Source organism: Brachybacterium sp. YJGR34 (assembly GCF_003347015.1).
GTDB lineage: Bacteria > Actinomycetota > Actinomycetes > Actinomycetales > Dermabacteraceae > Brachybacterium.
The window spans coordinates 39,809-63,169 of record NZ_PNFB01000014.1; the positions used below are offsets into that span (position 1 = coordinate 39,809).

At 73.6% G+C, this 23,361-nt stretch carries 22 protein-coding genes; 10 read left to right on the forward strand and 12 right to left on the reverse strand.

Features of this window, described 5'->3' with window-relative positions; genetic code table 11:
- Nucleotides 1-66: 66 nt before the first annotated feature.
- Genes CXH06_RS12370 through CXH06_RS12380 form a run of 3 tightly spaced genes read right to left on the reverse strand, consistent with a single transcriptional unit; the run spans nucleotide 67 to nucleotide 2,920 of the window.
- Nucleotides 67-618, reverse strand: a complete 552-nt coding sequence (locus CXH06_RS12370) for a hypothetical protein (protein WP_114855501.1) — start codon at nucleotides 616-618, stop codon at nucleotides 67-69.
- Entirely contained in the window at nucleotides 618-1,934 is a 1,317-nt protein-coding gene (locus CXH06_RS12375; RefSeq protein WP_232820339.1) for a DUF58 domain-containing protein, read from the reverse strand. Before CXH06_RS12375 ends, CXH06_RS12370 begins: the two co-directional genes overlap by 1 nt.
- Nucleotides 1,931-2,920, reverse strand: a complete 990-nt coding sequence (locus CXH06_RS12380; RefSeq protein WP_114855502.1) for a MoxR family ATPase — start codon at nucleotides 2,918-2,920, stop codon at nucleotides 1,931-1,933. The genes CXH06_RS12375 and CXH06_RS12380 overlap by 4 nt, the downstream gene beginning before the upstream one ends.
- 260 nt (nucleotides 2,921-3,180) lie before the next feature.
- Here CXH06_RS12380 and CXH06_RS12385 point away from each other — a divergent pair, with 260 nt between their 5' ends.
- Nucleotides 3,181-4,977 (forward strand): ABC transporter ATP-binding protein, encoded by a 1,797-nt coding sequence (locus tag CXH06_RS12385; RefSeq protein ID WP_114855503.1) that lies wholly within the window; start codon nucleotides 3,181-3,183, stop codon nucleotides 4,975-4,977.
- Nucleotide 4,978: 1 nt separating this feature from the next.
- Entirely contained in the window at nucleotides 4,979-5,659 is a 681-nt protein-coding gene (locus CXH06_RS12390) for a PH domain-containing protein (protein ID WP_157975723.1), read from the forward strand.
- A gap of 72 nt (nucleotides 5,660-5,731) precedes the next feature.
- Here CXH06_RS12390 and CXH06_RS12395 read toward each other — a convergent pair whose 3' ends face one another.
- The 7 genes from CXH06_RS12395 to CXH06_RS12425 all read right to left on the reverse strand — a co-directional run bounded on the left by CXH06_RS12395 (nucleotide 5,732) and on the right by CXH06_RS12425 (nucleotide 13,315).
- Nucleotides 5,732-7,465: an ABC transporter family substrate-binding protein gene (locus CXH06_RS12395; RefSeq protein ID WP_114855505.1), complete on the reverse strand. Its 1,734-nt coding sequence runs from the start codon at nucleotides 7,463-7,465 to the stop codon at nucleotides 5,732-5,734.
- Nucleotides 7,466-7,557: 92 nt separating this feature from the next.
- Nucleotides 7,558-8,517 (reverse strand): ABC transporter permease, encoded by a 960-nt coding sequence (locus CXH06_RS12400; RefSeq protein WP_114855506.1) that lies wholly within the window; start codon nucleotides 8,515-8,517, stop codon nucleotides 7,558-7,560.
- Between the two features lie 3 nt (nucleotides 8,518-8,520).
- Complete coding sequence (locus tag CXH06_RS12405) at nucleotides 8,521-9,555, reverse strand: ABC transporter permease (RefSeq protein WP_114855507.1); 1,035 nt, start codon at nucleotides 9,553-9,555, stop codon at nucleotides 8,521-8,523.
- Between the two features lie 232 nt (nucleotides 9,556-9,787).
- The gene (locus CXH06_RS12410) at nucleotides 9,788-10,285 is read right to left on the reverse strand and encodes a hypothetical protein (RefSeq protein WP_114855508.1); all 498 of its coding nucleotides are present in this window, start codon (nucleotides 10,283-10,285) and stop codon (nucleotides 9,788-9,790) included.
- Nucleotides 10,282-11,022 (reverse strand): DUF4129 domain-containing protein, encoded by a 741-nt coding sequence (locus CXH06_RS12415; RefSeq protein WP_114855509.1) that lies wholly within the window; start codon nucleotides 11,020-11,022, stop codon nucleotides 10,282-10,284. Before CXH06_RS12415 ends, CXH06_RS12410 begins: the two co-directional genes overlap by 4 nt.
- On the reverse strand, nucleotides 11,019-12,287 hold the full coding sequence (locus tag CXH06_RS12420; protein ID WP_114855510.1) for a 50S ribosomal protein L11 methyltransferase: 1,269 nt from the start codon (nucleotides 12,285-12,287) through the stop codon (nucleotides 11,019-11,021). The genes CXH06_RS12415 and CXH06_RS12420 overlap by 4 nt, the downstream gene beginning before the upstream one ends.
- 32 nt (nucleotides 12,288-12,319) lie before the next feature.
- Complete coding sequence (locus CXH06_RS12425) at nucleotides 12,320-13,315, reverse strand: NADP-dependent oxidoreductase (protein ID WP_114855553.1); 996 nt, start codon at nucleotides 13,313-13,315, stop codon at nucleotides 12,320-12,322.
- Nucleotides 13,316-13,420: 105 nt separating this feature from the next.
- Here CXH06_RS12425 and CXH06_RS12430 point away from each other — a divergent pair, with 105 nt between their 5' ends.
- Both CXH06_RS12430 and CXH06_RS12435 read left to right on the forward strand, forming a co-directional pair.
- Entirely contained in the window at nucleotides 13,421-14,644 is a 1,224-nt protein-coding gene (locus tag CXH06_RS12430) for a molybdopterin molybdotransferase MoeA (protein WP_114855511.1), read from the forward strand.
- 31 nt (nucleotides 14,645-14,675) lie between these two features.
- On the forward strand, nucleotides 14,676-15,851 hold the full coding sequence (locus tag CXH06_RS12435; RefSeq protein ID WP_232820340.1) for a ThiF family adenylyltransferase: 1,176 nt from the start codon (nucleotides 14,676-14,678) through the stop codon (nucleotides 15,849-15,851).
- A gap of 23 nt (nucleotides 15,852-15,874) precedes the next feature.
- On the opposite strand, the gene CXH06_RS12440 is transcribed toward CXH06_RS12435, so the two are convergent.
- Nucleotides 15,875-16,138 (reverse strand): MoaD/ThiS family protein, encoded by a 264-nt coding sequence (locus tag CXH06_RS12440; protein WP_114855512.1) that lies wholly within the window; start codon nucleotides 16,136-16,138, stop codon nucleotides 15,875-15,877.
- 69 nt (nucleotides 16,139-16,207) lie between these two features.
- On the reverse strand, nucleotides 16,208-17,305 hold the full coding sequence (gene moaA, locus CXH06_RS12445) for a GTP 3',8-cyclase MoaA (protein ID WP_114855513.1): 1,098 nt from the start codon (nucleotides 17,303-17,305) through the stop codon (nucleotides 16,208-16,210).
- A 170-nt stretch (nucleotides 17,306-17,475) separates the two neighbouring features.
- Between moaA and glp the strand changes: the two genes are divergently transcribed.
- The 6 genes from glp to groL all read left to right on the forward strand — a co-directional run bounded on the left by glp (nucleotide 17,476) and on the right by groL (nucleotide 23,294).
- The gene (gene glp, locus CXH06_RS12450; RefSeq protein WP_114855514.1) at nucleotides 17,476-18,732 is read left to right on the forward strand and encodes a gephyrin-like molybdotransferase Glp; all 1,257 of its coding nucleotides are present in this window, start codon (nucleotides 17,476-17,478) and stop codon (nucleotides 18,730-18,732) included.
- Nucleotides 18,729-19,238, forward strand: a complete 510-nt coding sequence (moaC, locus tag CXH06_RS12455; RefSeq protein ID WP_114855515.1) for a cyclic pyranopterin monophosphate synthase MoaC — start codon at nucleotides 18,729-18,731, stop codon at nucleotides 19,236-19,238. The genes glp and moaC overlap by 4 nt, the downstream gene beginning before the upstream one ends.
- Nucleotides 19,235-20,287, forward strand: a complete 1,053-nt coding sequence (locus CXH06_RS18815) for a molybdenum cofactor biosynthesis protein MoaE (protein WP_114855516.1) — start codon at nucleotides 19,235-19,237, stop codon at nucleotides 20,285-20,287. The genes moaC and CXH06_RS18815 overlap by 4 nt, the downstream gene beginning before the upstream one ends.
- A gap of 69 nt (nucleotides 20,288-20,356) precedes the next feature.
- Nucleotides 20,357-21,211: a metallophosphoesterase gene (locus tag CXH06_RS12465; RefSeq protein ID WP_114855517.1), complete on the forward strand. Its 855-nt coding sequence runs from the start codon at nucleotides 20,357-20,359 to the stop codon at nucleotides 21,209-21,211.
- Nucleotides 21,212-21,407: 196 nt separating this feature from the next.
- The gene (groES, locus tag CXH06_RS12470; protein ID WP_114855518.1) at nucleotides 21,408-21,704 is read left to right on the forward strand and encodes a co-chaperone GroES; all 297 of its coding nucleotides are present in this window, start codon (nucleotides 21,408-21,410) and stop codon (nucleotides 21,702-21,704) included.
- Nucleotides 21,705-21,707: 3 nt separating this feature from the next.
- Entirely contained in the window at nucleotides 21,708-23,294 is a 1,587-nt protein-coding gene (groL, locus tag CXH06_RS12475) for a chaperonin GroEL (RefSeq protein WP_114855519.1), read from the forward strand.
- Nucleotides 23,295-23,361 lie beyond the last annotated feature (67 nt).

Sequence of the window (23,361 nt, forward strand, 5' to 3'; positions counted from 1 at the left end):
ACGGTAGTCCTGCGCCCTCCGCGGCGGGAGGGCGGGGAGACCCGCGCCACGCGGGCGTCGGCCTCCTCAGCGGGCCCGCGGCAGCACCGCGACGAACAGGCCGATCGCCGCGAGGATCCCGACCACCAGCGTCCACGGCCCCAGGCGGAGCCCCGAGACGGCGAGCACCACCACCGCGCCGAGCACGGCGAGCGCGAGGACCGGCAGCAGGCTGCGCAGCCCCAGCCGCCACACGGCGGGCTCGAGGACCCCGTGGGCCGGGGTCGTCGCCGCGAGGGCGAAGGCCGCGTGCGAGGCCAGCAGCGCCAGGCCCACGCCGCCCGCCCGCAGCGGCGAGAGGTCCTCCTGGCCGGCCAGGGCCAGCAGCACCAGCAGCGGTCCGCCGATGCCCAGATCGGTGTCGGGGAGGATCATCTGGATCAGCAGCAGCCCTCCCACCAGCAGGGTCACCAGGACGGTGAGGAAGTTCGCGAACAGGCCCATGGGCAGCGCCCCCATCAGCGCCAGCATCATGCCCGCCGCGCCGATCAGGCGCAGCGCCCACTGGGCGGGGCTCACCCGGCGCAGGCCCAGGAGCAGGTCCGCGAGCGGATCGAGCAGGGTCCGCAGAGGGAGCATCAGGACCTCCTCATCCGCGGGGCGGTCCGCGCGCGCGAGAGGGACAGCAGCACCGGGGCCAGGGAGGCGGGGCCCTCCCAGGCGGTCACCGGCACCCCCGCCTCGCGCAGCTCGCGCACGGTCCGCCGCCGGAGCAGGCGGCGGATCGCCCACGCCTCGGGCCAGAACCGGTCCGAGGAGCTCCCGTCCAGGCGCACCGGCCGCCCGGTCAGCACCGAGACGTCCCCGACGCTGGGCGGCAGGGTGTCCACGACGATGACGTCGGCCCCGTGGGAGACCAGCACGCCGATCTGCTCGATCACGTCCCTGCTCAGCAGGGGCGAGCAGACCACCACGAGGGTGCCCGGCCGCACGGTGCGCAGCTGCCGCGCCCGGCGCGGGGTGCCGTCGTCGCGCACCGCGCGGGCGAGGGTGTTCGTGAGCACCCGGAGCTGGCGGGGCCCGGTGCCGGAGCGCACCGGTCCGATGAGGTGGCCGATGTCGAACACCGCCACCCGGTCACCCGCCGTCAGGTAGTGGCGCGCCACCGCGGCGGTGGCCCGCACCGTCATGTCCAGGCTCGACGGCGCGCCGTCCGGGGCCCACGGCGCGGGGGCGATGTCCGCGATCGTGTCGGTGACCAGGAGGACCTCGGTGTCCTGCTCGGTGAAGGTGGCGTTGGTGTGCAGGCGCCCGGTGCGATTGGTGACCCGCCAGTTGATCCGGTGCAGGCGGTCGCCGGTGCGGAACTCCCGCACCTCCGACAGCGCGGTGCCGTCGCCGCGGCGCCGCGAGAGGTGCACGCCGCTGATGCCGATCGGGGTGGGCACCTCGACCGGGGCGTCGAGCACGGTGGAGGCCGGCACCGCCCGGATGTCGACCGGCGCCAGCTCCTGCTGGGCGCGGAAGGCCCCCAGACCGTCGGTGACGACCGTGTGGAACGGTCCCACCCGCAGCCGTCCCCAGCGTCGGGTGCTCACGCGCAGGCGCACCTCCTCCACGGCGGCGAGGGACCCGTACCGCGGGGCGAGGCGGGTCTGGGGCACCATCGGGACGGTGATCGCGGTGATCGCCGCCGGGGCGGAGCGCAGGGTGACCGCGGCCGATCCGCCCTCCTCGATGCTGCGGCGACCCGGCAGGACCTCGGGGGCCTCGAACCCGTCCTCGCGGCCTCGCACCGTCCGCTCCGCGAGCGCCACGAGGGCCCAGGCGAGCAGCGGCAGGCCCGCGAGGATCAGCACCGGCCGGCCCAGCAGCACGGCGAGCGTCACCGCGGCGCTGCCCACCACCGCCGCGCGGATCATCGCCGCGGTGGCCCTGGCGGGCAGGAGGGTCACGCGCCGGCGCCCACGGCCGGCGCCGCGGCGGGGACCTCGACCTGGCCCAGCACGGACTCGACCACGCCGGCGCCGGTCGCGTTCTGCAGCCACAGCTCGGGCTTGACGGTCACCCGATGGTCCAGGGCGGGGTGGGCGAGGGTCTTGACGTCCTCGGGCACCACATAGCTGCGGCCCCGGATCAGGGCGAGCGCGCGGGCGCAGGTGATGAGGGCGAGGGTGCCGCGCGGCGAGGCGCCGACCAGCGCGTGCTGGTGCTCCCGCGTCGCGGCCACGATCTCCACCGCGTAGTGCCCGATCGAGTCCTCGACGTGGACGGCCTCGACCGCCTGCTGGACGCCCAGCAGCCCGGGGGCGTCGAGCACCTCGCGGACGGTCTGCTCCTCGCGCCGGCGGTCCAGGCGGCGGGAGACGACCTCCCATTCCTGGGCGGCGGTGGGATAGCCGAAGGTCAGGCGCAGCAGGAAACGATCCAGCTGGGCCTCCGGCAGGGGATAGGTGCCCTCGTGCTCCACCGGGTTGGCGGTGGCCAGGACGTGGAAGGGCCGCGGCAGCGGCCGCGTCGTGCCCTCGACGGAGACCTGCCGCTCCTGCATCGCCTCGAGCAGCGCGGACTGCGTCTTCGGTGGGGTGCGGTTGATCTCGTCGGCCAGCAGCAGGCCCGTGAACACCGGTCCGGGGCGGAACTCGAAGTCGCCGGTGCGCTGGTCGAACACCTCGGCGCCCGTGAGATCCGCAGGCAGCAGGTCCGGGGTGAACTGCGCGCGGGTGAAGGGCAGGCCCAGCGCCTGGGCGAAGGAGCGCGCGGCGAGGGTCTTGCCGAGTCCGGGGAGGTCCTCGAGCAGGACATGGCCGCCGGCGAAGATGCCGGTGAGGACCAGCTCGAGGGACTCCCGCTTGCCGACCACGGCCGTCTCGACCGCGTCGAGCACCGCCCGGGCCGCGTCCGTCGCCTCGTCGGGGGTCATGGGCGTGGGCTGGGTCATCCTGCGACCCTACGTGAGACGCGGCCCACAGCGAGGGAGGTCCGGGAGACAGGACGGGCGGGGCAGATCACGGTTTGGTCAGGATCGCCGGGGTGCTCAGGGGTGGAGCCTCGCGGTGGGGGCGAGACGATATTCTGGCGCCCGGTCCGCATCCGTCGAGGGACGGCGTCACGTGCCCGTCGTCGTGCACGGCGGCGTCCGTGGCCGCGACCGCCGTACGCAGCGCCGCTCGTCATCCCCGACCGCCCAGAGGTAGGAACATGTCCGCACCGATCCTGACCGTCAGCGACCTCACCGTCACCTTCCCCTCCGAGGCGGGGACGGTGCAGGCCGTGCAGGACCTCAGCTACGAGGTGCGCAGCGGCGAGGCGCTCGCGATCGTCGGGGAGTCGGGATCCGGCAAGTCGGTCAGCTCGCTCGCGGTGATGGGGCTGCTGCCGAACACGGCCACCATCAGCGGGGGCATCGACTTCATGGGGCAGGACATGTTCTCCCTCAGCGACAAGGAGCTGTCGCACCTGCGCGGGGACCGGATCTCCATGATCTTCCAGGACCCGCTGTCCGCCCTGACGCCCGTGTACACGATCGGCGATCAGATCGCCGAGGCGATCCGGCTGCACGACGCGAAGGTGTCCAAGGCCGCCGCGGCGGATCGTGCGATCCAGCTGCTGGAGGCGGTCGGCATCCCCGAGGCACGGCGCCGCGCCCGCCAGTTCCCCCATGAGTTCTCCGGCGGCATGCGCCAGCGCGCCATGATCGCCATGGCGATCGCCAACGAGCCCGAGCTGATCATCGCCGACGAGCCCACCACCGCCCTGGACGTGACCATCCAGGCCCAGGTGATGGAGCTGCTCAAGACCGCCCAGGAGATGGTCGACGCGGCCACCATCCTCATCACCCACGACCTCGGCGTGGTCGCCGGCTTCGCGGACCGCGTGCTGGTGATGGAGAAGTCCCTGCTGGTCGAGCAGGGCGGGGTCGACGACATCTTCTACCACCCGCAGGAGGCCTACACCCGGAAGCTGCTCTCCGCGGTGCCGCGCGTGGACGGCCAGGCCACCGCCGCCGAGCGTGCGGCGATCGAGCGGGGCGAGATGACGGCCTCCGAGGTGGGCGAGGTGGGCGGCATCGCACCGGACGCCGCCGGGGAGCAGGCGGAGGACCACGGCGACGCGCCGAGGATCCTCGAGGTCGAGAAGCTCGAGCGGATCTACCCGATCACCAAGGGCGCGGTGTTCCGCCGCAAGGTCGGCGAGCAGCGTGCCGTGGACGGCATCTCCTTCGACATCCGCGAGGGCGAATGCTTCGCGCTGGTGGGCGAGTCCGGCTGCGGCAAGACGACCACCCTGATGGAGATCATGAAGCTCGAGCGGCTCCAGGGCGGCACCATCCGCTTCAACGGCACCGACACCTCGAAGCTCACCAAGGAGCAGCGCAGGAAGCTGCGCGCGGAGATCTCGATCGTCTTCCAGGACCCGATGGCCTCCCTGGACCCGCGCCTGCCGATCTCGGACACCCTGCGCGAGCCGATGCGCGTCCAGGGCTACGACACGAAGCGCATGGACGACCGGATCGCGTGGCTGCTGGACACCGTGGGACTCCTGCCCGAGCACGCCGACCGCTACCCCCATGAGTTCTCCGGCGGCCAGCGCCAGCGCATCGGCGTGGCTCGGGCGCTGGCCTGCGAGCCGAAGCTCATCGTGCTCGACGAGCCCACCTCCGCGCTCGACGTGACCATCCAGGCCGGTGTGCTGCAGCTGCTCGAGAAGCTCAAGCGCGAGCTGGGCGTCAGCTACCTCTTCGTCTCCCACGACCTCTCCGTGGTCCGCAACATCTCCGATCGCATCGCCGTGATGTACAAGGGCAGGATCGTCGAGACCGGCCGCACCGAGGACGTCTTCGACGATCCCCGGCACGAGTACACGCGGGCGCTGCTCTCGGCCGTCCCGATCCCGGATCCGGAGATCGAGCGCAGCCGCGAGCGGATCTTCCTGGACCGGGACGCGCTCGATGCGCGGATCGCCTCCGGCGAGGTCACCGAGGTCGCGAGCGCCTGAGGTGGCGCCCACGGACCCGGCCCCGCGGGGCCTGCAGCGGCTGGGGCTGCGCCGCCGGACGGACGGGTCCACGGTCGTCCGGCCCGGTGGCGCCCTGCTGCTGTGCGTGATCGTGTGGGCGTTCTGTGCGGCCACCGCCCTGCAGGCCTTCTGGCTGCTGGGGCTCGACGGCTGGAGCTTCGCCGTGCTGCCCGCGGTGGTCTGCGCCGTGCTGTGGGTGCTGCTGTGGGCGCCGCGCGTGGTGGTCCGAGAGGACCGCATCGAGGTGCGCAACGTCCTGGTCACCCACCACCTGCCGATGGCCGCGATCGAGCGCGCCCGCCTCGGGGCGATGCTCCGCTTCGAGGTCCGCTCCCAGCGCGCCGACGGGGCCGAGGAGGTCGTGACCGCGTGGAACGCTCCCGGCGTGGGCCGCGACCGACCCCGCGAGCGCCTCGCCCGGGCGGACCGCCGCGCCCCCGGGGCGAGCGCCCGGGCACAGGCCGACTGGGCGGAGCGCCTGCGCCGCGACCAGCTCGCGAGTCCCAGCCACGCAGCCGTCGAGGCCTGGGAGCGCTGGGAGGCCGGTCGTGCGGGTGTCGCGGGGCAGGAGCGACCGGCAGCGACGCGTCGGCTCAACGTCGGCGTCCTCGTCGTGCTGGCCGGGTGCGCCCTCGCCGTGACGGTGCGCGCACTCGTCTGACCCCGCCCACCCGGAGCACAGCAGGGCCCGGCCACCCTGAGGTGGCCGGGCCCCGCGGGGGTCGGATCAGGCTCAGGCGGCCTTGAAGCCCACCGTGGTCCAGTCGACGGTCTCGAACAGCGAGGCACCGAAGTTCACGACACCCTCGGCGACGCCGAAGACCACGGGCGTCGCGTAGAACGGGATCACGCTGAAGGACGCGGCCACGATCGAGGAGAACTCGTTCGAGGCGGCCATGCGGGCCTCCGGGTCCAGCTCGGTCTGCATGGTGTCCGCGAGGTCCGCCAGCTGATCGTCCAGGTCCAGGCCGGTGTAGTTCTGTCCGGAGTCCGCCGGGTAGAACAGGTTCGCCGAGGACTGCTGGGGGAACAGGGTGCCGATCCAGGAGAAGGTGACCATCTCGAAGTCGCCCGTGTCGATGTACTCGTCGAAGTAGGCGTCGGAGGGGACCGTCGTGAGCTCCACGGAGAAGCCCACCGCGTTGAGGTCGGTCTGGATCTGGCGGGCGCGGTCCGAGTTGGACTTCACGTCCGCGGGCACGGTGACGGAGAGCGTGAGCTGCTTGCCGTCCTTCTCGCGCACCTCGCCGTTGAGCGCCCAGCCGGCCTCGTCCAGCAGGGCGTTCGCCGCCTCGGGATCGTAGGTCAGCGGGGCGTCGGTCCCGGCCTCGAAGGAGTCCTCGTAGCCGTCCTGACCGGGCATGAAGATGTAGTTGTCGACCGGCACCACGGGCGCCTCGAGCGGGCCCACCACGGCCTGGCCCACGGCGTCGCGGTTGATGGCCCGGGCCAGGGCCTCGCGGACCGCGATGTCGGCCAGAGGGTTGTCCTCGCCGGTGACGTTGAGGGTCACGTGGGTCCAGGTGACGCCGTTGGTCTTCTGGAGCACGGCGTCGCTGCGGCCGGCGGCCTGCGAGTAGGTGTCGCCGTCGGCGATGTCGATGACGTCGATCTCGCTGTTGGCGAAGGTCGAGGGCATCTGCGCCTGGCTGACCACCGAGAAGATGATGGTCTCGAGCTTGGGGGCCTGTCCCCACCAGTTCTCGTTCCGCGTCATGGTGACGACCTCGCCGGTCTGGTCGACGTTGTCGACCTTGAACGGGCCGTAGGACGGGGTCGGCGTGGTCACGTAGCCCTCGTTGAAGGACTCGGCATCCGCGGTGACCTCCTGCGGGAGGCTCGGGTAGAGGTACTGGATCCAGTCCGGGAAGGTGGAGGTGTACTCGATCTCGCCGGTGAACTCGTCATCCGTCTCGCGGACGTCGGCGATGTCCGCCCAGCCGGTGGTGCTGCCCACCTCGTAGGCCTCGTCGCTGCCGCTGCAGGCCTTCCACTGGGAGATGAAGTCCTGGATCGTGATGGGCGTGCCGTCCTCCCACACACCCTCCGGGTTGTACTTCACCGTGACGATCTGAGGGTCCTCGCTGGTGATCTCCGCGGAGACGACCGTGTCCGGGTTCAGCTCCACCTCGCCGGTCTCGGAGGCCCGGAAGCTGCCCGGCCACATCGGGTCGAGGATGTCGGAGAGATCCGCCAGGGCGCCGTTGGTGTGGTAGTAGTTCCACGTGTTGGGCAGCTGGTTCACCGCCAGGCGAAGCGTGCCGCCGTCCTCGACCTGGTCGTACTCCGCGCGCTCCCAGCCGGTGTTGGGCAGCTCGGAGGCCTCCTCCATGGCCTGGTCGTTCTCCTCGGCGGCCTGATCGGCCTGCTCCTCGGAGGACTGCTGGCTGCACGCGGCGAGGGCGCCGAGGCCGCCCACGACGGCCGTGCCCTGGAAGAACCGGCGACGGGTGCTGGTGATGGTCATGGTGTTCTCCTTGTGAGGTGAGACGCCGCCAGGGGAGTGGACGGACGTGGGGTGCGCCGGCGGCGCCGACGGCGAACTGGGGGGCGGTCAGGTCAGGCGCGGTCGGTGCCGCTGGTGGGGTCGAGGGCGTCGCGCAGCGCGTCGCCCACGAGGGACACCGCGGTGAGCAGGGCGATGAGGAATCCGGCCGGGAAGATGAACAGCCACGGCCGGGAGACCGCCGCGGAGGTGCCGTCCTGCAGCAGGGTGCCCAGGGAGACGTCCGGCGGCTGGATGCCCAGGCCGAAGTAGGACAGCGAGGTCTCCGCGAGGATCGCGGAGCACACGCCGAGGGTCGCGTCGACGATGAGCAGCGAGGAGACGTTCGGGACGATGTGCCGGGTGAGGATCGAGAAGGTGCCCACCCCGGAGAAGCGCGCGGCCAGCACGAACTCGCGCTCGCGCAGCGACTTGGTCTGGTTCTTCACGATCTGGGACATGATCATCCAGCCGAACAGCGCGATGAAGAGCACCAGGATGATCCAGGACATGCTCGCCATCAGCGGCGAGATGATCATGAGGACGTAGAAGATCGGCAGGGTGAGCAGCAGGTTCACGAGCCAGCCGTGGAACATCTCCACGGGCCCGCCGAGGTACCCGGCCAGCGCGCCCACGAGGGCCGCGATGATCGTGGCGATCGGGGCGGCGATGAAGCCGATCAGCAGCGACTTGCGCAGCGCCGCCGTGATCGAGGCGTAGAGGTCCACGCCGATCGCGTCGGCCCCGAACCAGTGCTGGGCGCCGGGAGGGGCGTTGAACCCGTAGGGGTCCTGCTGGCCCACGTCATAGATGTTCGGGATGTTCCCGACCAGGGCGAACAGCACGATGGCGACGGTGATCCCGGTGCCGATCCAGAAGTTCGGCTTCCGCTTGAGGCGGCGCCAGACCAGCGTGCTGCGGGAGATGGGGCGCTGGCGCATGCCGGTGCCGTCGCCGTCCTGGAGGGCGGCGTCGAGCTCGAGGACGTCGTGCGCCTCGGGGGAGCCGGGGGGAGGAGTGGACAGGGTCGACATGGTTCAGATCCTCACCCTCGGGTCGAGTGCGGCGTAGAGGAACTCGGAGAGCGTGGAGGCGAACAGCACGAGCACCGCGGAGAACAGCACGGTCCCCGCGAGCGCGTTGACGTCCGACTGCTGCACGGCCTGGATGCCGTACTGGCCCATCCCCGCCCAGGAGAAGACGATCTCCAGGAAGGCGGAGCCCGAGACCAGGGTCCCGAAGTTGTACGCGAAGTAGGTGGACATGGGGATCAGGGCGACGCGCAGGCCGTGCTTGATGAGCGCGCGGGTGCGGGTCGCGCCCTTCGCCCGGGCGGTGCGGATGAAGTCCGAGCCCAGCACGTCGAGCATCACCGCGCGCTGGTAGCGCGAGTAGCCGGCGGCGCCGAAGAGCGTCAGCGCGATCGTGGGCAGGAGCAGGTGGGATATGTAGTCCCAGGTCGTGGGCCAGAACCCGGTGACGCCGGGCGTGTAGGCCCCGGTGAAGCGGATGACCTGCCCGCCCATCGCCTGGTTGAACTTGGTCGCCAGGATCATCAGCAGCACGCCGCCCACGAAGGTGGGGGTGGAGATGAGGATGAACGAGGCGTAGGAGATGACCTGGTCGGAGGCCTTGTACTGGCGCACCGCGCCCCAGACGCCGGCCGCGACGCCCACCAGGGCCGCGAGGATCGAGCCGATGATCAGCAGGCGCAGGCTCACGCCCGAGCGGCCCAGCCAGCCCTGCTCCCAGAACAGCAGCCACTGCGAGGGCTCGCCGAGCATCTGGGTGACGACCGAGCGGTCGTTGAGGTCGGTGCCCAGCTTCTCGGTGAAGGGGGCGGTGACGAAGTTCTCGATCCACCACCAGGTGCGCAGCAGCACGGGGTCCTTGTCGTTGACGCCGTGCGCGCTGAGGATCGCGTCGATCGAGGCCTCGTCGAGCGGGGGGTTCCGGCCCAGGTAGCGGTTGCGCGGCTGGAAGAACGAGCTCGCGGCGATATAGGCGAAGACGGTCGCGATGCCCGTGAGGATCGCGTAGTTCACGAACCGTCGCAGGATGTACTTCGTCACCGGGCGGCTCCTTCGGGCCTCGGGCCCCTCTCCAGTGCGCCTCCCGCGACGATCGCGCACCCGGCGGACGGGCTCGGGACGGGGGACCGCAGCACTGGTTTCCTCACTTCATCAGGGAACATCACCCCCTCGGGGGTGTGGTCACGACCACGATCTTCCGCGATCGGATCCCTGAACTGTAGAACAGCGCCACAACCGGACAGGCCGGCGTCGGGGAGTTATGGCCGAATCGTTATTCACACGGCGTCACAAGCTCCCGGAGCGCCCGGTGGAGGGTGCGGCGGTCGATCGAGCCGATCTTCCCCTCCTCGGCGTCCGGGCGCTGCGCGCGGTCCAGGAGGTCCTGCAGCTCGGGGCTCAGCGGCGGGGCCTGCGGGTCGCGGGCGCGCTCCTCGGCGATCTCCGCGAGGGTCCGGGCCAGGCCGCGGGCGGTCATGCGGCGACTCGGCTGGGCGCCGTGGATGAGGTCCTCGAGGCGGCGTACGCGCACGTCCTGCCCGTGGGGGAGCGCGTAGTCGACGTCCAGATCGAGCCGGGGCGCGTCCAGTCCATCGGCCCGGGAGGTCTCGATCCGCACCAGCCACACGGCGGCGCCGGCGGCGAGGCCACCGGCGATCATGAGCGGGAGGGACAGGCGCAGCTCGACCAGCGCGCACACGCCCACCAGGGCGACGGCCGCCACGGCCCCGCCCAGCAGGTGCCACAGCAGGAAACGGGCGGCGCGGCTCACGGGGTGCGCTCCCGCAGCTGGCGGGCGAGCAGGTCCAGCTGGGCGACGGCCTCCTCGCGGTCCTGCTCGCCCAGCGGGGCGTCGTCGAACAGAGCGCGCCGGTACAGGTGCGCCAGGCGGTCCAGCGCGGTGCGGTCGAGGGACACGGTGCCCAGCACGGCCACCACGAACTCGAGCGTGGTCTGGGACGGCGCGCGCGTGATGCCCGCCCGGGAGATGGCGGCCTCGAGGGCGAGCCAGGCCGCGACCACGGCGTCGTGCGGGTCGACGTCCAGAGCCAGCCGTTCGCGGGCCTCGGCGAGGGCCGCGCCGGCCTGCTCCTCGGAGAGCTCGTCCTCGGGCACCTCCTCGGCCTCCTGCGGCGAGGGCCGGACCAGGGCGCGCATGCGCAGCACCAGGGCGAGGAGCACCAGGGCCGCGACCACGGCGGCGAGGACGAGGAGGAGGGTGCCGACGGGGCGGGATCCTCCCTGCTCGGTCGGTGGACGGGTCGGCATCTCGTAGACGCTCCAGTCCGGTTCGGAGTACTCCTCGGACTCGGGCGGGGGCGGTGTGCGGACCGTCGGCCCCGACCCCTCGGAGAGGATCAGGTCGCCCCGGTCGGCCGAGGCGCCGAGGGTCGCGAGCGCGAGGGCGCCGAGCGCGGCGAGCAGCAGCATCGCGGCGAGGCCCCGGCGGGCGCGCTGCGCCCCGGCGCCGCTCGGCGACCGCTCGCCCGGACCGGCGCCCGATGTCACGGGAGGTCCTCGGCGGGCAGGTCGCGGTGCGGTGAGGCGACGATGACGCTCTGCTCGCCGTCGATCCGGGTGAGGATCAGGGTGGCGGAGCCGGTCCCGAAGCGGCGCGGTCGCAGCTTCCGCCGCAGCTCCTCGGGCTCCACCGCGGTGCCCCGCTTCTTGATCTCGAGCACCCCGAGGCGATGCTCCCGCAGGTACGTGATCAGGCGTTTGATGCCGAAGGGCATCACGTCCCGCACTGCGTAACCACGGGCGAAGGGGGTGTCGATCCGCCGGTCGGCGGTCAGGTACGCGATCGTGGGGTCGACGGTGCGGGCCCCGAGGTCCTCGGCGAGGCGGCCGATGAGACCGGCGCGGATGACCGCGCCGTCGGGCTCGTAGAGATGCTCCCCGAGCGCACCCGGCACCGGATCGTCGATCCCGGTCTCGTCGCGCTCGAGGCGGTGCGCGCCGCCGCGGTCGACCACGAGGGCGGAGGAGTGGACGCCCGCGCCGGCCAGGGGACCGCACCACAGGGTCGCCTCGAGCACCTGCCCGTGCCAGGACAGCCACTGCACCTCGGTCCCGGCCGGCAGCGCGGAGCGGTCGATGCCCGGGCCGAGCTTCGCGCCCAGCGGGCCGAGGTCGCCGTCGGCCCCGAGCCGCCGCGCGAGGTCGAGCACGAGGGAGAGGGGCGGGGAGTAGTCCTCCGGGTCGTGGAGCCGGCGTCCGGCGCCGCGGGAGGTGACGCGGCGGGCGGGGTCCATCCAGAGGCCCTCGCTCGCGGAGGGGTCGTGGTCCTCCGCGGTGCCCTGCCGGGCGGTGGCGGTGGGGAAGGAGCGCAGGTTCAGCAGCGCCACGGCCACGGCGACGGGATCGCGGTCCACGGCCTGCACCTCGAGGCCGAGGCCGGCCAGCGCCATGGCGTCCCCGCCGATGCCGCAGCCCAGATCCGTCACGGAGGCGACGCCCGCACGCTGGAACCTGCGCGCGTGCAGGGCGGCGACCGGCAGCCGCGTGGCCTGCTCGAGGCCGTCCGGGGTGAAGAGCATGGAGTCGGCGAACTCGCCGAACTTCTCGGCGGCGCGGGCGCGCAGACGTGACTGGGTGAGCACCGCGGAGACCAGCTCGGGGGAGTGCCCGGCCGCGCGCAGCGCGGCGCTGCGCCGCAGCACGTCCTGCTCGTCGTAGGGCGGCAGCGAGTCCAGCAGGGCCAGCCCGCCCGGATGCAGCACCGGCTCGATGGCTCGGGCGGCGTCGCTGTCAGCGGTCATCGGTGCGGGCATGGTGGCGAGACTACCCGCTGCACCCGCCCCGTTCAGGCCCTCACGTCGATGACCAGCTTGCCACGGGTGTGACCGTCCTCCAGCAGCCGGTGCGCCTCGTCGATCCGCTCCATCGGGAGCACCTGCGAGGCCTCGAGCGGATAGGCCCCGGAGCGCAGGCCCTGCACGAGATGGTCGAGGCGGTCCCGGCCGGTGACGATCTGCGGGATCTCGGCGCGGATCCCGCGCTCCCGGGCCGGGGAGAGATCGGCGAGGGTGGGCAGGGCGACGATCAGCCCGTCGGGACGCAGCACGTCCAGGCTGGGCAGGAAGGTCGAGAAGTAGTGGGTGTCCAGGACGACGTCGACGCCCTCGCCGTCGGTCGCCGCGAGGATCTCCCGCTGCCAGTCCGCCTCGTCGTAGGCGATCGGCTCGGCGCCCAGCTCGCGGATGCGCTCGGCGTTGCGGGCCCGGCCCGTGGCCCAGACCCGGGCGGCGCCGGCCTCGAGCACCATCGGGATCAGCAGCTGACCCACACCGCCGCTGCCGCCGTGGACCAGGACGCTCTGCCCCTCCTGGATCCGCGCCGTGTCCCGCACCGTCGCGATCGCGGTGAGACCGGCCAGGGCGAGCCCCGCCCAGCGCGGGAGCATCTCCGCCTCCACCGCGTCCGGGATCGGGGCGAGGTCGTCGGCGGCGATCGCGATCACCTCGGCGACCACGCCGCGGTCGTCGCCCGGGCCGCGCATCCCGAACACCCGCGTGCCGGGGGCGAGGCCGCGCGAGGCCAGCTCGGCCTCGTCGAGCTCCGCGCTGTCCGGGCCGGCACCGATCACGGTGCCGGCCATCTCGCGGCCGGTCCCCGCCGGGAGCGCGAGGCCCTCCGCCCGGGCGGAGGAGCCGTCGCGGATCTTGTAGTCCAGCGGGTTGAGGCCTGCGTAGGCGACCTCGACGAGCACCTCGCCCGGCCCGGCCGTGGGGCGGGGGGAGTCGGTGCGGAGGGTCAGGACGTCGGGGCCGCCGAAGCGGTCGAAGAGGATCTCGCGCATCCCCCCATGATGCACCCCGCGGGCGCCCGGCACAGGACCTCCGCCCGAGGAGCCGGGGAGGGGCGTGGGATGATCGGCACCACCCGGTCGCGGCGGAGGAGGACCATGGCAGCGAGCGAGACGGACCCCTGGCACTGGCGGCGGATGCTGCGGGAGGAGGCCGTCCTCGAGCCCTCGGCGGCCGAGGTGACCGTGCCGCGCGCCCGCGGCCGGATCCTCGCCGCCGCGTTCCACAGCCCCGAGGACGTGCCCGCACTCCCCGTCTCCGCCATGGACGGCTTCGCGGTGCGGCGCGCGGAGCTCGCCGCGCACGCAACCACCGTCCTGCCCGTGGCCGCGGATCTCCCGGCCCGTCCCGGGGCGGCGGGCGTCCTCGCCCCCGGCACCGCCGCCCGGATCATGACCGGGGCCCCGGTCCCTCGTGGGTGCGATCTGGTCGTCGAGGTCGAGGCCACCGAAGCCGACCCCCACGGACCGGCGCCCGCCCGCGTCGGGATCACCCTCGGGGAGCTGCCCGCCCCGGGCCGGCACATCCGCGGACGCGGGGAGGAGATTGCGCGCGGGGACCTGCTCGCCACGCCGGGGGAGAGGGTCACCGCGGGTCTGATCGGGCTGGCACGGATGCTCGGCGCGGCCACGCTGCCGGTGCTGGCGCCGGTGCGAGCGACGGTCGTGGTGACCGGCGACGAGCTCGCCGGGGCGGAGGCACAGGTCCTGCCGGGCGCCGTGCGCGAGTCCAACGGGACGATGCTGGCCGCCGCCCTCGAGGCCGACGGCTGCGCCGCCCGCATCCTGCGCAGCGGCGACGACCCCGCGCACCTCGCCGCCGTGCTCGAGGAGGCCGCGGACGGCGCGGACCTCGTGGTGACCACCGGCGGCATCGGGCACGGCGCGTACGACGTGGTCAAGGAGCTGCTGGGACCGCGCGGCCGGGGAAGCTCCCGCTTCGCGCACCTGGCGCTGCGGCCAGGCGGCCCGCAGGGGGCCGGGTCCCTGTCCGGCGGTGTGCCGGTGGTGCATCTTCCGGGCACGCCCGTCGGGGCGCTCGTGGGCCATCATCTGTTCATCCGGCCCCTGCTGCCGGGTGCGGAGGCCGCTCCCCGCACCGTCGTGCTCGAGGACGCGGAGGGGCGGATCCGCCGCGGTCGCCGGCGCGCGGGGCTGCAGATCGAGGCCGGGCGGCTCGCGGTCGGGGCCGACGGCACCACCGCGGTCAGCCCGCTGCCGGGGCGCCGGCTGGCCCCCTTCGGCCGCGCCGACGCGCTGATCCTCGGCGGCGCCGGCGCGGACACCGGGGACGAGGAGACGGCGAGCGTGCTGGTGCTGTGAGGGCCGACGGAGGACGAGGAGAGGAGCGAGGATGAGGGACCGGGACAGGGACGCGCCGGCGGCGATCTCGCGCTGCGCGGTGGCGGAGGACCGCCTGGCTCCGCCGGGCGCCTCCTCGCCGCGGTACCGGCGCCAGATGCGCCTGCCGCAGCTGGGGGAGCTCGGCCAGCGCCGCCTCGCGGCCGCGCGGGTCGCCGTGATCGGGGCCGGCGGACTCGGCGCCCCCGTGCTCTCCTATCTCGCCGCGGCGGGCGTCGGCCGGATCACGGTGATCGACCCCGACACCGTCGACGTCACCAATCTGCACCGCCAGATCCTCTTCGCCGACGGCGACGTGGGCCGGTCCAAGGCGGTGCTCGCCGCCGAGCGCCTGCGGGCGCAGAATCCCGGGATCGAGGTCCGCGCGGAGGTCGACGTCCTCGCCCCCGCCACCGCCCTCGAGCAGCTCGCCGGTCACGACCTGGTGCTCGACGGCACCGACAACTTCCCCACGCGGTATCTCGCCTCGGACGCCTGCGAGATCCTGAACCTGCCGCTGGTGTGGGGGTCGATCCTCGGCTTCTCCGGCCAGCTCAGCGTGTTCTGGGCCGCGGGAGGGGCCGGCGTCACCTACCGCGACGTGCACCCGGTGCCGCCCGGTCCGGGGGAGGTGCCCAGCTGCGCGGAGGCCGGGGTGCTGGGGATGCTGTGCGGCGTCATCGGGTCGGCCATGGCGATGGAGGCGGTGAAGGTCCTGGCGGGGATGGGGGACGTGCTCCACGGCCGCCTCGCGCTCCATGACGCGCTGCGCGGGCGCTGGGACGAGCTCCCGATCGCCCGCGATCCGCGCCGCCGGCCGGTCACCGCGATCGAGGATCTGACGCTGACCTGCGGACTGCCGGGGCCGACGGGACCCGCCGTCCAGGAGGTCGAGGTCGCCGCGCTGCCCGGCCTGCTGGCGGAGGGGACCCGGGTGATCGACATCCGCGAGGCCGCGGAGCTGGCCGCCGGCACCGTGCGGAGCGCGCAGCACGTGCCGCGGGACGTGCTGCTCGCCGCACCGGGCCCCGATCTCGAGGGCGCGGTGCTGCTGTGCGCGGGCGGCGTGCGCTCGGCCGCGGCCCAGCAGGCGCTCGCCCGGGAGGGGATCACCGTCCGCTCCCTGCGCGGCGGCTTCGCCGCGGTCCGCGAGGAGGCGCCGGAGCTGGTCGCCCGCTCCGGTCCCTGAGTGCGGCGCCCCGGAGGCGCGGATCAGCCCCCGGCGAAGGGCGGCAGCACGTCGAGGCGGTCGCCGTCGACGAGCTCCTGGTCGTGGTCGGTGCAGACCACGGCATTGAGCAGGAGGCTCGAGCGGTCGATGACGCGCCGAGCATCGGGCGGGGCGTCCCGCCGCAGGTCGGCGAGCGCCTCGCCGACGGTGGCCCCGTGCACGGTGGCGGCGTCGGCCCCGTACTCCGCGGCGGCGCCGGCGAACAGGCGCACGGCGATGGCCGGCGCGGCGTCGGTGGTGTCCATGGTCCGCTCCTCTCTCAGGCTCTGTCGTTCTGGCTGATCTCCTGCCGTTCGTTCCTCACAGCACGTCGATCAGCCGCCGATGGCGCTCATCGGTCGCTCGGGCGGGACGAAGTCCTCGCGGTCCATCCCGTGCCCGGCCTTCTTCCCCCACTGGGCGGCGCGCCAGATCTCCGCGATCTCCTCGTCCGCGGCCCCCTCGCGCAGCGCACCGCGCAGATCCGTCTCCTCGCGGGAGAACAGGCAGGTGCGCACCCGGCCCTCGGCGGTGAGCCGGGTGCGCCGGCAGTCCCCGCAGAAGGGGCGGGTGACCGAGGCGATGATCCCCACCCGGCCCCGGTGGAGCCCGCTGGCACGGTCCGTGACCTCGAACAGCTCCGCGGGGGCGCCGTCGCGCGCCTCCGCCACGGGCTCGAGCGCGAAGCGCGGGGCGAGCAGGGCGTGGACGTCGTCGGCGGAGACCATCGCGTCCCGGTCCCACAGGTGATCGGCGTCCAGCGGCATCTGCTCGATGACCCGCAGCTGCAGCGAGCGCTGAAGGCACCACTCCAGGAGGTCGGGCAGCTCGTGCTCGTTGAGGCCGGGCAGCAGCACGGCGTTGACCTTGATCGGGTCCAGCCCTGCCGCGCGCGCCCCGTCGATCCCCGCGAGCACGCGGTGCAGCATCGGGCGGCGGGTGAGGGTCGCGAAGGTCTCCGGGACCACGGAGTCGAGCGAGACGTTGATCCGATCCAGGCCGGCCGTCCGCAGGGCCTCGGCCCGGCGGTCCAGGCCGATCGCGTTCGTGGTCAGCGAGATGTCCGGACGGCGGCTCAGCGCGGCCACCCCGGCGATGATCTCCTCGAGATCGGGCCGGGTCAGCGGTTCGCCGCCGGTGAAGCGGACCTGCTCGATGCCCAGGTGCTTCACCCCGATGCGCACCAGGCGCACCACCTCCTCGGCGGAGAGCATCTGCTCCCGCTGCAGGAAGGTGAGGCCCTCGGCGGGCATGCAGTAGGTGCAGCGCAGATTGCAGAAGTCCGTCAGCGAGAGCCTCAGGTCCGTCGCCGAGCGCCCGTAGCGGTCCGCCAGGGCGGGGGTCGCGGGCCGGTCCGAGGTGTCCGGGAGGGAGGCGGCCCGGTCCGTGGTGCGCGGCTTGGGGATGCCCAGGCCGATGCGGCGCGATGCCATCTGACGGACCTCCTTGCGCGAGGATCCGGCGGCCGGGGCTCCGGCGGCCGGGGAGCCGGTCCGCTCCAGGATAGGCGGTCTCCGCGGACGGCGCGGACGCGCGATACTGGACGGGGCCGCGCACCGCGCCGGTCCACGACCCGTCGACCGTCGAAGGAGCAGAGGGCCCGATGGCAGGCACCCAGCGCATCCCCCTGGCCGATCACGTGGCCGACGCGGCCGCCCTGGTCTCCGGGAGCCGCCGCGGCGAGCCGTGCCCCCTGGACGGCCGGGCCGTGGGGCGCATCGCCCGGGTCGAGGTCCGCTCCGCGGTGGACGTGCCCGGCTGCGACAACTCCCAGATGGACGGCTACGCCCTGGCAGTCACGGATCTCGCCACGGCCGGCGAGGAGCTGACGCTGCCGCTCGGGACCACCGTCGCCGCCGGCGATGCGCCGGGCGACCTCGAGCCCGGCACCGCGCGGCCGATCATGACCGGGGCGCCGATCCCCCGTGGTGCCGACGCCGTCGTCCCGGTCGAGGAGAGCGCCGCCGGGCGGTTCCTCCCGGGCGCCGTCCGGGACCAGGCCGTCACCCTGCGTCCCGCCGCCACCGCTCCCGGGCGCTTCGTGCGCCGCCGCGGCTCGGACACCCGCCGCGGCGACGCCGTGCTGCGCCCCGGACAGGAGCTCACCCCCGCCCGCATCGCCCACCTCGCCGCGTGCGGCCTGCGGGAGATCGAGGTCGAGGCCCCGCTGCGGGTGGTGCTGCTGTCCACCGGCAGCGAGGTCACGGGCGGCCCGGCGGACGCCGGTGCGGTGCACGACGCCAACGGGCCGGGCCTCGCCGCCGCCCTCACCGCGGCGGGCGCGGAGGTGGTGCACCGCGGAGCCGTCCCGGACGACGCCGCGGTCCTGCTCGAGCAGCTGCGCTCGAGCGTGCGCGCGCACGACGCCGACCTGATCGTGACCAGCGGCGGGGTGAGCGCGGGAGCCTTCGAGGTGGTGCGGGCGGCCGCCGCGGAGGAGACGGGCGCGGTGTCGATGGCGTTCCCGCGGGTCGCGATGCAGCCGGGCGGACCCCAGGGGATCGGCACCCTCGCCCTGGACGGCCGTCGCGTCCCCTGGCTCGCCTTCCCCGGCAATCCCGTCTCCGCGCTGCTGAGCTGCGAGCTCATCGCGCGTCCCGCCCTCGGGGCGCCGCCCCGGACCCGCCTGCGCCTGCCGATCCGGCTCGAGGCGCCCGAGCCCTCGCCGCCCGAGCTCGCCCAGCACCGCCGCGCCCACCTGCTGCCCTCGGGTCAGGTGCGGCTGGCAGGTGGTGCGTCCTCGCACCTGATCGGCGCCCTCGCCGCCGCCGACGCCCTCGTGGTCGTCCCCGTCGGCGTCGAGGCGGTGCACGATGGGGACGTCCTCGAGACCCTGCTGCTGCCCGGAGGAGACCGATGAACGACACCCCCAGCGACCTGACGCACGTGCGGGCCGACGGCTCCGCGCACATGGTCGACGTGACCGACAAGGCCGTCACCTCCCGCACGGCCACCGCGCGCGCCGAGCTGCGCACCCGGGAGGACGTGGTCGAGCGCATCGCGCGCGGCGAGCTGCCCAAGGGGGAGGCCCTCGCGACCGCGCGGATCGCCGGGATCATGGGGGCCAAGCGCACCAGCGAGCTGGTGCCCCTGTGCCATCCGCTGCCGCTGAGCGGCGTCGAGCTCGAGCTCGTCCCCCGCGGCGACCGGGTCGAGATCACCGCCACGGTCCGCACCCGGGGCGTCACGGGCGTGGAGATGGAGGCGCTGACCGCCGTGACCGTCGCCGCTCTGACCCTCTACGACATGATCAAGGCCGTGGACCACCTGGCCGTGATCGACGGGGTGCAGGTGCTCGCGAAGTCCGGCGGCCGGAGCGGGGACTGGACTCGCCAGGAGCAGCAGGAGCAGGAGGATCGGGCATGAGAGAGGTTCCCGCACGGCGCAGCGACGCCGACTGCACCGTCCGCGAGGACGAGGGCGAGAGGCCTGCTCTGCACGGCACCGCCTGCGTGCTCATCGCCTCCACCCGCGCGGCCGACGGCACCTACGAGGACCGCACCGGCCCGCAGCTCGTGCAGTGGCTGAGCGGTCGCGGGCTGCGCGTCGCGCGGACCGTGGTGCCCGACGGGCCCGAGGTGGGACAGGCGCTGCGCGCGGCCCTCGCGGACGGGGTCGACGTCCTGATCACCTCCGGCGGAACCGGCATCAGCCCCACCGACGTCACCCCCGAGCAGACCGCACCGCTGCTGACCCGCGAGATGCCGGGCGTGCTCGAGGCGGTCCGGCGCCGCGGTGCTGCGGCGACGCCCACCGCGCTGCTCAGCCGCGGCGTCGCCGGGATGGCGGGCCGGAGCTTCGTGGTGAACCTGCCGGGATCGCGCGGGGGAGTGCGCGACGGGATCGCCGTGCTCGACCCGATCCTCGATCACCTCCTCGCCCAGCGCACCGGCGGCGGCCACGGCGAACCCGCCCGGGAGGAGGACCGGCCCGGGGGCGGGGACGCGGCGCTCCCGCCGGCCGTGCCGGAGGCGTCGCGGGAGCCGGTCGCCGAGCGCGTGCGCTGGTCCGCGGTGAGCGAGGACGAGGTCTCCGCCGCGCGCGCCGCCGAGCTCGTCGCCGATCCCCGCTGCGGGGCCGTGGTCACCTTCGACGGCGTGGTCCGCGACCACGACGGGGGCCGCGGGGTGGAGCGCCTGGAGTACGTGGCGCACCCCGAGGCCGCGGCGATGATCGCCGCCGTCGCCCGCGAGGTCGCCGAGCGCCACCCGGATACGCTGCTGGCCGTCGCCCACCGCGTCGGACCGCTCGTCGTCGGCGACGGCGCCCTGGCGTGCGCCGTGGCGGCGCCGCACCGCAAGGAGGCCTTCGCCGCCTGCGACGACCTCGTGGACTCCGTCAAGCAGCGGGTGCCGATCTGGAAGCACCAGGTGTTCTCCGACGGCAGCACCGAATGGGTCGGCGCGCTGGGATAGCGCCGCCGGGCCGCCCGGTGCACGCCCCGGCGTCACCGTCCCGTCACCTGCGCTGGCTACGGTGAGCTCATGCGCATCCTCCACCTCAGCGACACCCATCTCTACGGCGATCCCGCCGCTCGCCACTACGACCGGATCGACACCGCCGCGGCCCTGCGGGGCCTGCTGGCGCGCTTCGACCGGATCGAGGGCCTCGACGCGATCGTCCACACGGGGGACGCCTCCGAGGACGGCACGCCCGGCAGCTACCGCCTGCTGCACGAGATCCTCGAGCCCTTCGCCGCCGCGCAGGGGGCGGCGCTCGCCGTGGTGATGGGCAATCACGACGTCTCGGCCGCCTACGGCGCGACGATCGCGCTCGGCGACCGGGGCACCGCGGTGCAGGACCGTGTGGTCCCCCTCGCCGGCGGCGGGCGCATCGTGGTGCTCGACTCGAGCGTCCCCGGGGCGGGCTACGGCCACCTCGAGCCCGAGCAGCTGCGCTGGCTCGCCGAGGTCCTCGCGCAGCCGGCCGCCGCCGGCACGGTGCTCGCGATCCACCACCCGCCGCTGGTGGGCGCCACGCCGCTGCTGCGCGGGCTGGATCTCGACGGGCTCGACGAGCTCGCCGCGGTGCTCGAGGGCTCCGACGTGCGGATCGTGCTCTCCGGCCACTACCACCACGCGATGACGGGGGCGATCGCCGGGATCCCCGTCCACGTGGTCCCGGGCATCACGAACGTCGTCGATCCGGTCGCGGCCGGAGCGCGCGAGCGGTCCCTGGCGCTGTCCGGGGCGAGCCTGGTCGAGCTCGGCGAGAGCGCCCCACGGGTGGCGACCTCGGTGTTCCCCAGCGCGGGCGACACCCTGGACGCCCCCGGGACGCCCGTCTACGAGTTCGAGCCCGCGCAGGTCGCCGCGATCCTCGAGGCCGCCGGGCGCTGAGAGGGCCGGGGTTAGCACTCGCCTTGCATGAGTGCCAATGCGGTTCTAGAGTGGTCGCGTTGGCAGTCGACGGCCGAGAGTGCCAGAAGCTGCCACAGCGGGAGACGCCCCGATCGGCACCGCGACGACGATCGGGACCGGATCCCCGTGCACCCAGAACTCACCAGAGTCATCTCTTCATGAAGGAGTGAGCCGCATGTCGGTCTCCATCAAGCCCCTCGAGGACCGCGTCGTCGTCAAGCCGATCGAGGCGGAGCAGACCACCGCCTCCGGCCTGGTCATCCCGGACTCCGCGAAGGAGAAGCCCCAGGAGGGCGAGGTCGTCGCCGTCGGCGCCGGTCGCTTCGACGACAAGGGCCAGCGCATCCCGCTGGACGTCGCGGTCGGCGACAAGGTCGTCTACTCGAAGTACGGCGGCACCGAGCTGAAGTACGGCAACGAGGAGTACCTCGTCCTCGGCTCGCGCGACATCCTCGCGATCATCGAGGCCTGATCCATGGCCAAGGAGATCATCTACAACGAGGAGGCGCGTCGCGCTCTCGAGCGCGGTGTCGACAAGCTCGCCAACACCGTCAAGGTGACGCTGGGCCCCAAGGGCCGCAACGTCGTCCTGGACAAGAAGTGGGGCGCCCCCACGATCACCAACGACGGCGTGACCATCGCCCGTGAGATCGAGCTCGAGGATCCGTACGAGAACCTCGGCGCGCAGCTCACCAAGGAGGTCGCGACCAAGACCAACGACGTGGCCGGCGACGGCACCACGACCGCCACCGTGCTCGCCCAGGCCATCGTCCACGAGGGTCTGCGCAACGTCGCCTCCGGCGCCGCTCCGGCAGCGCTCAAGCGCGGCATCGAGAAGGCCGTCGAGGCCCTCTCGGACAAGCTCGGCGAGATCGCCATCCCGGTCGACGGCAAGGACCAGATCGCGTCCGTCGCCTCCGTGTCCAGCCAGGACCGCGAGATCGGCCAGCTGCTGGCCGAGGCGTTCGACAAGGTCGGCAAGGACGGCGTCATCACGGTCGAGGAGTCCTCCACGACCGCGATGGAGCTCGACTTCACCGAGGGCATGCAGTTCGACAAGGGCTACATCTCCCCGCACTTCGTCACCGATGCGGATCGTCAGGAGACCGTCCTCGAGGACGCGCAGGTCCTGCTCCACCAGGGCAAGATCTCGGCCGTGGCCGACCTCCTCCCGCTGCTGGAGAAGGTCGTCGAGGGCGGGAAGCCGCTGTTCATCATCGCCGAGGACGTCGACGGCGAGGCGCTGTCCACGCTGGTCGTCAACAAGATCCGCGGCAACTTCCGCGGTGCGGCGGTCAAGGCCCCGGCCTTCGGCGATCGCCGCAAGGCGATGCTGCAGGACATCGCGGTGCTCACGGGCGCCCAGGTGATCACCTCGGATCTCGGCCTGGACCTCAAGACGGTCGACGCCGACGTGCTCGGCCATGCCGGCCGCGTGGTCATCACCAAGGACTCCACCACCATCGTGGGCGGCGCCGGCGACGATCAGGCCGTGGCCGATCGCGTCGCGCAGATCCGCGCGGAGATCGCGGCCACCGACTCGGACTGGGATCGCGAGAAGCTCCAGGAGCGCCTCGCGAAGCTGGCCGGCGGCGTGTCCGTCATCAAGGTCGGTGCGCACACCGAGGTGGAGCTCAAGGAGAAGAAGATGCGCATCGAGGACGCGGTCTCCGCGACTCGTGCGGCCATCGAGGAGGGCATCGTGGCCGGTGGCGGCAGCGCCATCGTCCAGGCGGCCTCCGCGCTCGAGGGCGACCTCGGGCTCTCCGGCGACGAGGCCGTCGGCGCGCGCGCCGTGGCCCGTGCGGTCGCCGAGCCGCTGCGCTGGATCGCCGAGAACGCGGGCCTCGAGGGCTACGTCGTGGTGGAGAAGGTCCGGGAGTCCGCTGTGGGCACCGGCCTGGACGCCGCCACCGGCGAGTACGTCGATCTCGTGGCCGCGGGCATCATCGACCCGGTCAAGGTCACCCGTTCGGCGCTGCGCAATGCGGCCTCGATCGCGGGTCTGGTCCTGACCACCGAGACGCTCGTCATCGAGAAGAAGGACGACGAGGAGGAGTGAGCACGCGGACCGGCCCCCCGGGTCGGTCCGATGCCCATCCGTCGCGCGGGCGGGCGGTCCGGTACGC

What these genes read in the sequence shown, in the direction of transcription:
- CXH06_RS12370 (WP_114855501.1), bottom strand. Translation starts at nt 618, where the DNA reads ATGCTCCCTCTGCGGACCCTGCTCGATCCGCTCGCGGACCTGCTCCTG.
- CXH06_RS12380 (WP_114855502.1), bottom strand. Translation starts at nt 2,920, where the DNA reads ATGACCCAGCCCACGCCCATGACCCCCGACGAGGCGACGGACGCGGCC.
- CXH06_RS12385 (WP_114855503.1), top strand. Translation starts at nt 3,181, where the DNA reads ATGTCCGCACCGATCCTGACCGTCAGCGACCTCACCGTCACCTTCCCC.
- CXH06_RS12395 (WP_114855505.1), bottom strand. Translation starts at nt 7,465, where the DNA reads ATGACCATCACCAGCACCCGTCGCCGGTTCTTCCAGGGCACGGCCGTC.
- CXH06_RS12400 (WP_114855506.1), bottom strand. Translation starts at nt 8,517, where the DNA reads ATGTCGACCCTGTCCACTCCTCCCCCCGGCTCCCCCGAGGCGCACGAC.
- CXH06_RS12420 (WP_114855510.1), bottom strand. Translation starts at nt 12,287, where the DNA reads ATGCCCGCACCGATGACCGCTGACAGCGACGCCGCCCGAGCCATCGAG.
- CXH06_RS12425 (WP_114855553.1), bottom strand. Translation starts at nt 13,315, where the DNA reads ATGCGCGAGATCCTCTTCGACCGCTTCGGCGGCCCCGACGTCCTGACC.
- CXH06_RS12430 (WP_114855511.1), top strand. Translation starts at nt 13,421, where the DNA reads ATGGCAGCGAGCGAGACGGACCCCTGGCACTGGCGGCGGATGCTGCGG.
- CXH06_RS12435 (WP_232820340.1), top strand. Translation starts at nt 14,676, where the DNA reads ATGAGGGACCGGGACAGGGACGCGCCGGCGGCGATCTCGCGCTGCGCG.
- CXH06_RS12440 (WP_114855512.1), bottom strand. Translation starts at nt 16,138, where the DNA reads ATGGACACCACCGACGCCGCGCCGGCCATCGCCGTGCGCCTGTTCGCC.
- moaA (WP_114855513.1), bottom strand. Translation starts at nt 17,305, where the DNA reads ATGGCATCGCGCCGCATCGGCCTGGGCATCCCCAAGCCGCGCACCACG.
- glp (WP_114855514.1), top strand. Translation starts at nt 17,476, where the DNA reads ATGGCAGGCACCCAGCGCATCCCCCTGGCCGATCACGTGGCCGACGCG.
- moaC (WP_114855515.1), top strand. Translation starts at nt 18,729, where the DNA reads ATGAACGACACCCCCAGCGACCTGACGCACGTGCGGGCCGACGGCTCC.
- CXH06_RS18815 (WP_114855516.1), top strand. Translation starts at nt 19,235, where the DNA reads ATGAGAGAGGTTCCCGCACGGCGCAGCGACGCCGACTGCACCGTCCGC.
- CXH06_RS12465 (WP_114855517.1), top strand. Translation starts at nt 20,357, where the DNA reads ATGCGCATCCTCCACCTCAGCGACACCCATCTCTACGGCGATCCCGCC.
- groES (WP_114855518.1), top strand. Translation starts at nt 21,408, where the DNA reads ATGTCGGTCTCCATCAAGCCCCTCGAGGACCGCGTCGTCGTCAAGCCG.
- groL (WP_114855519.1), top strand. Translation starts at nt 21,708, where the DNA reads ATGGCCAAGGAGATCATCTACAACGAGGAGGCGCGTCGCGCTCTCGAG.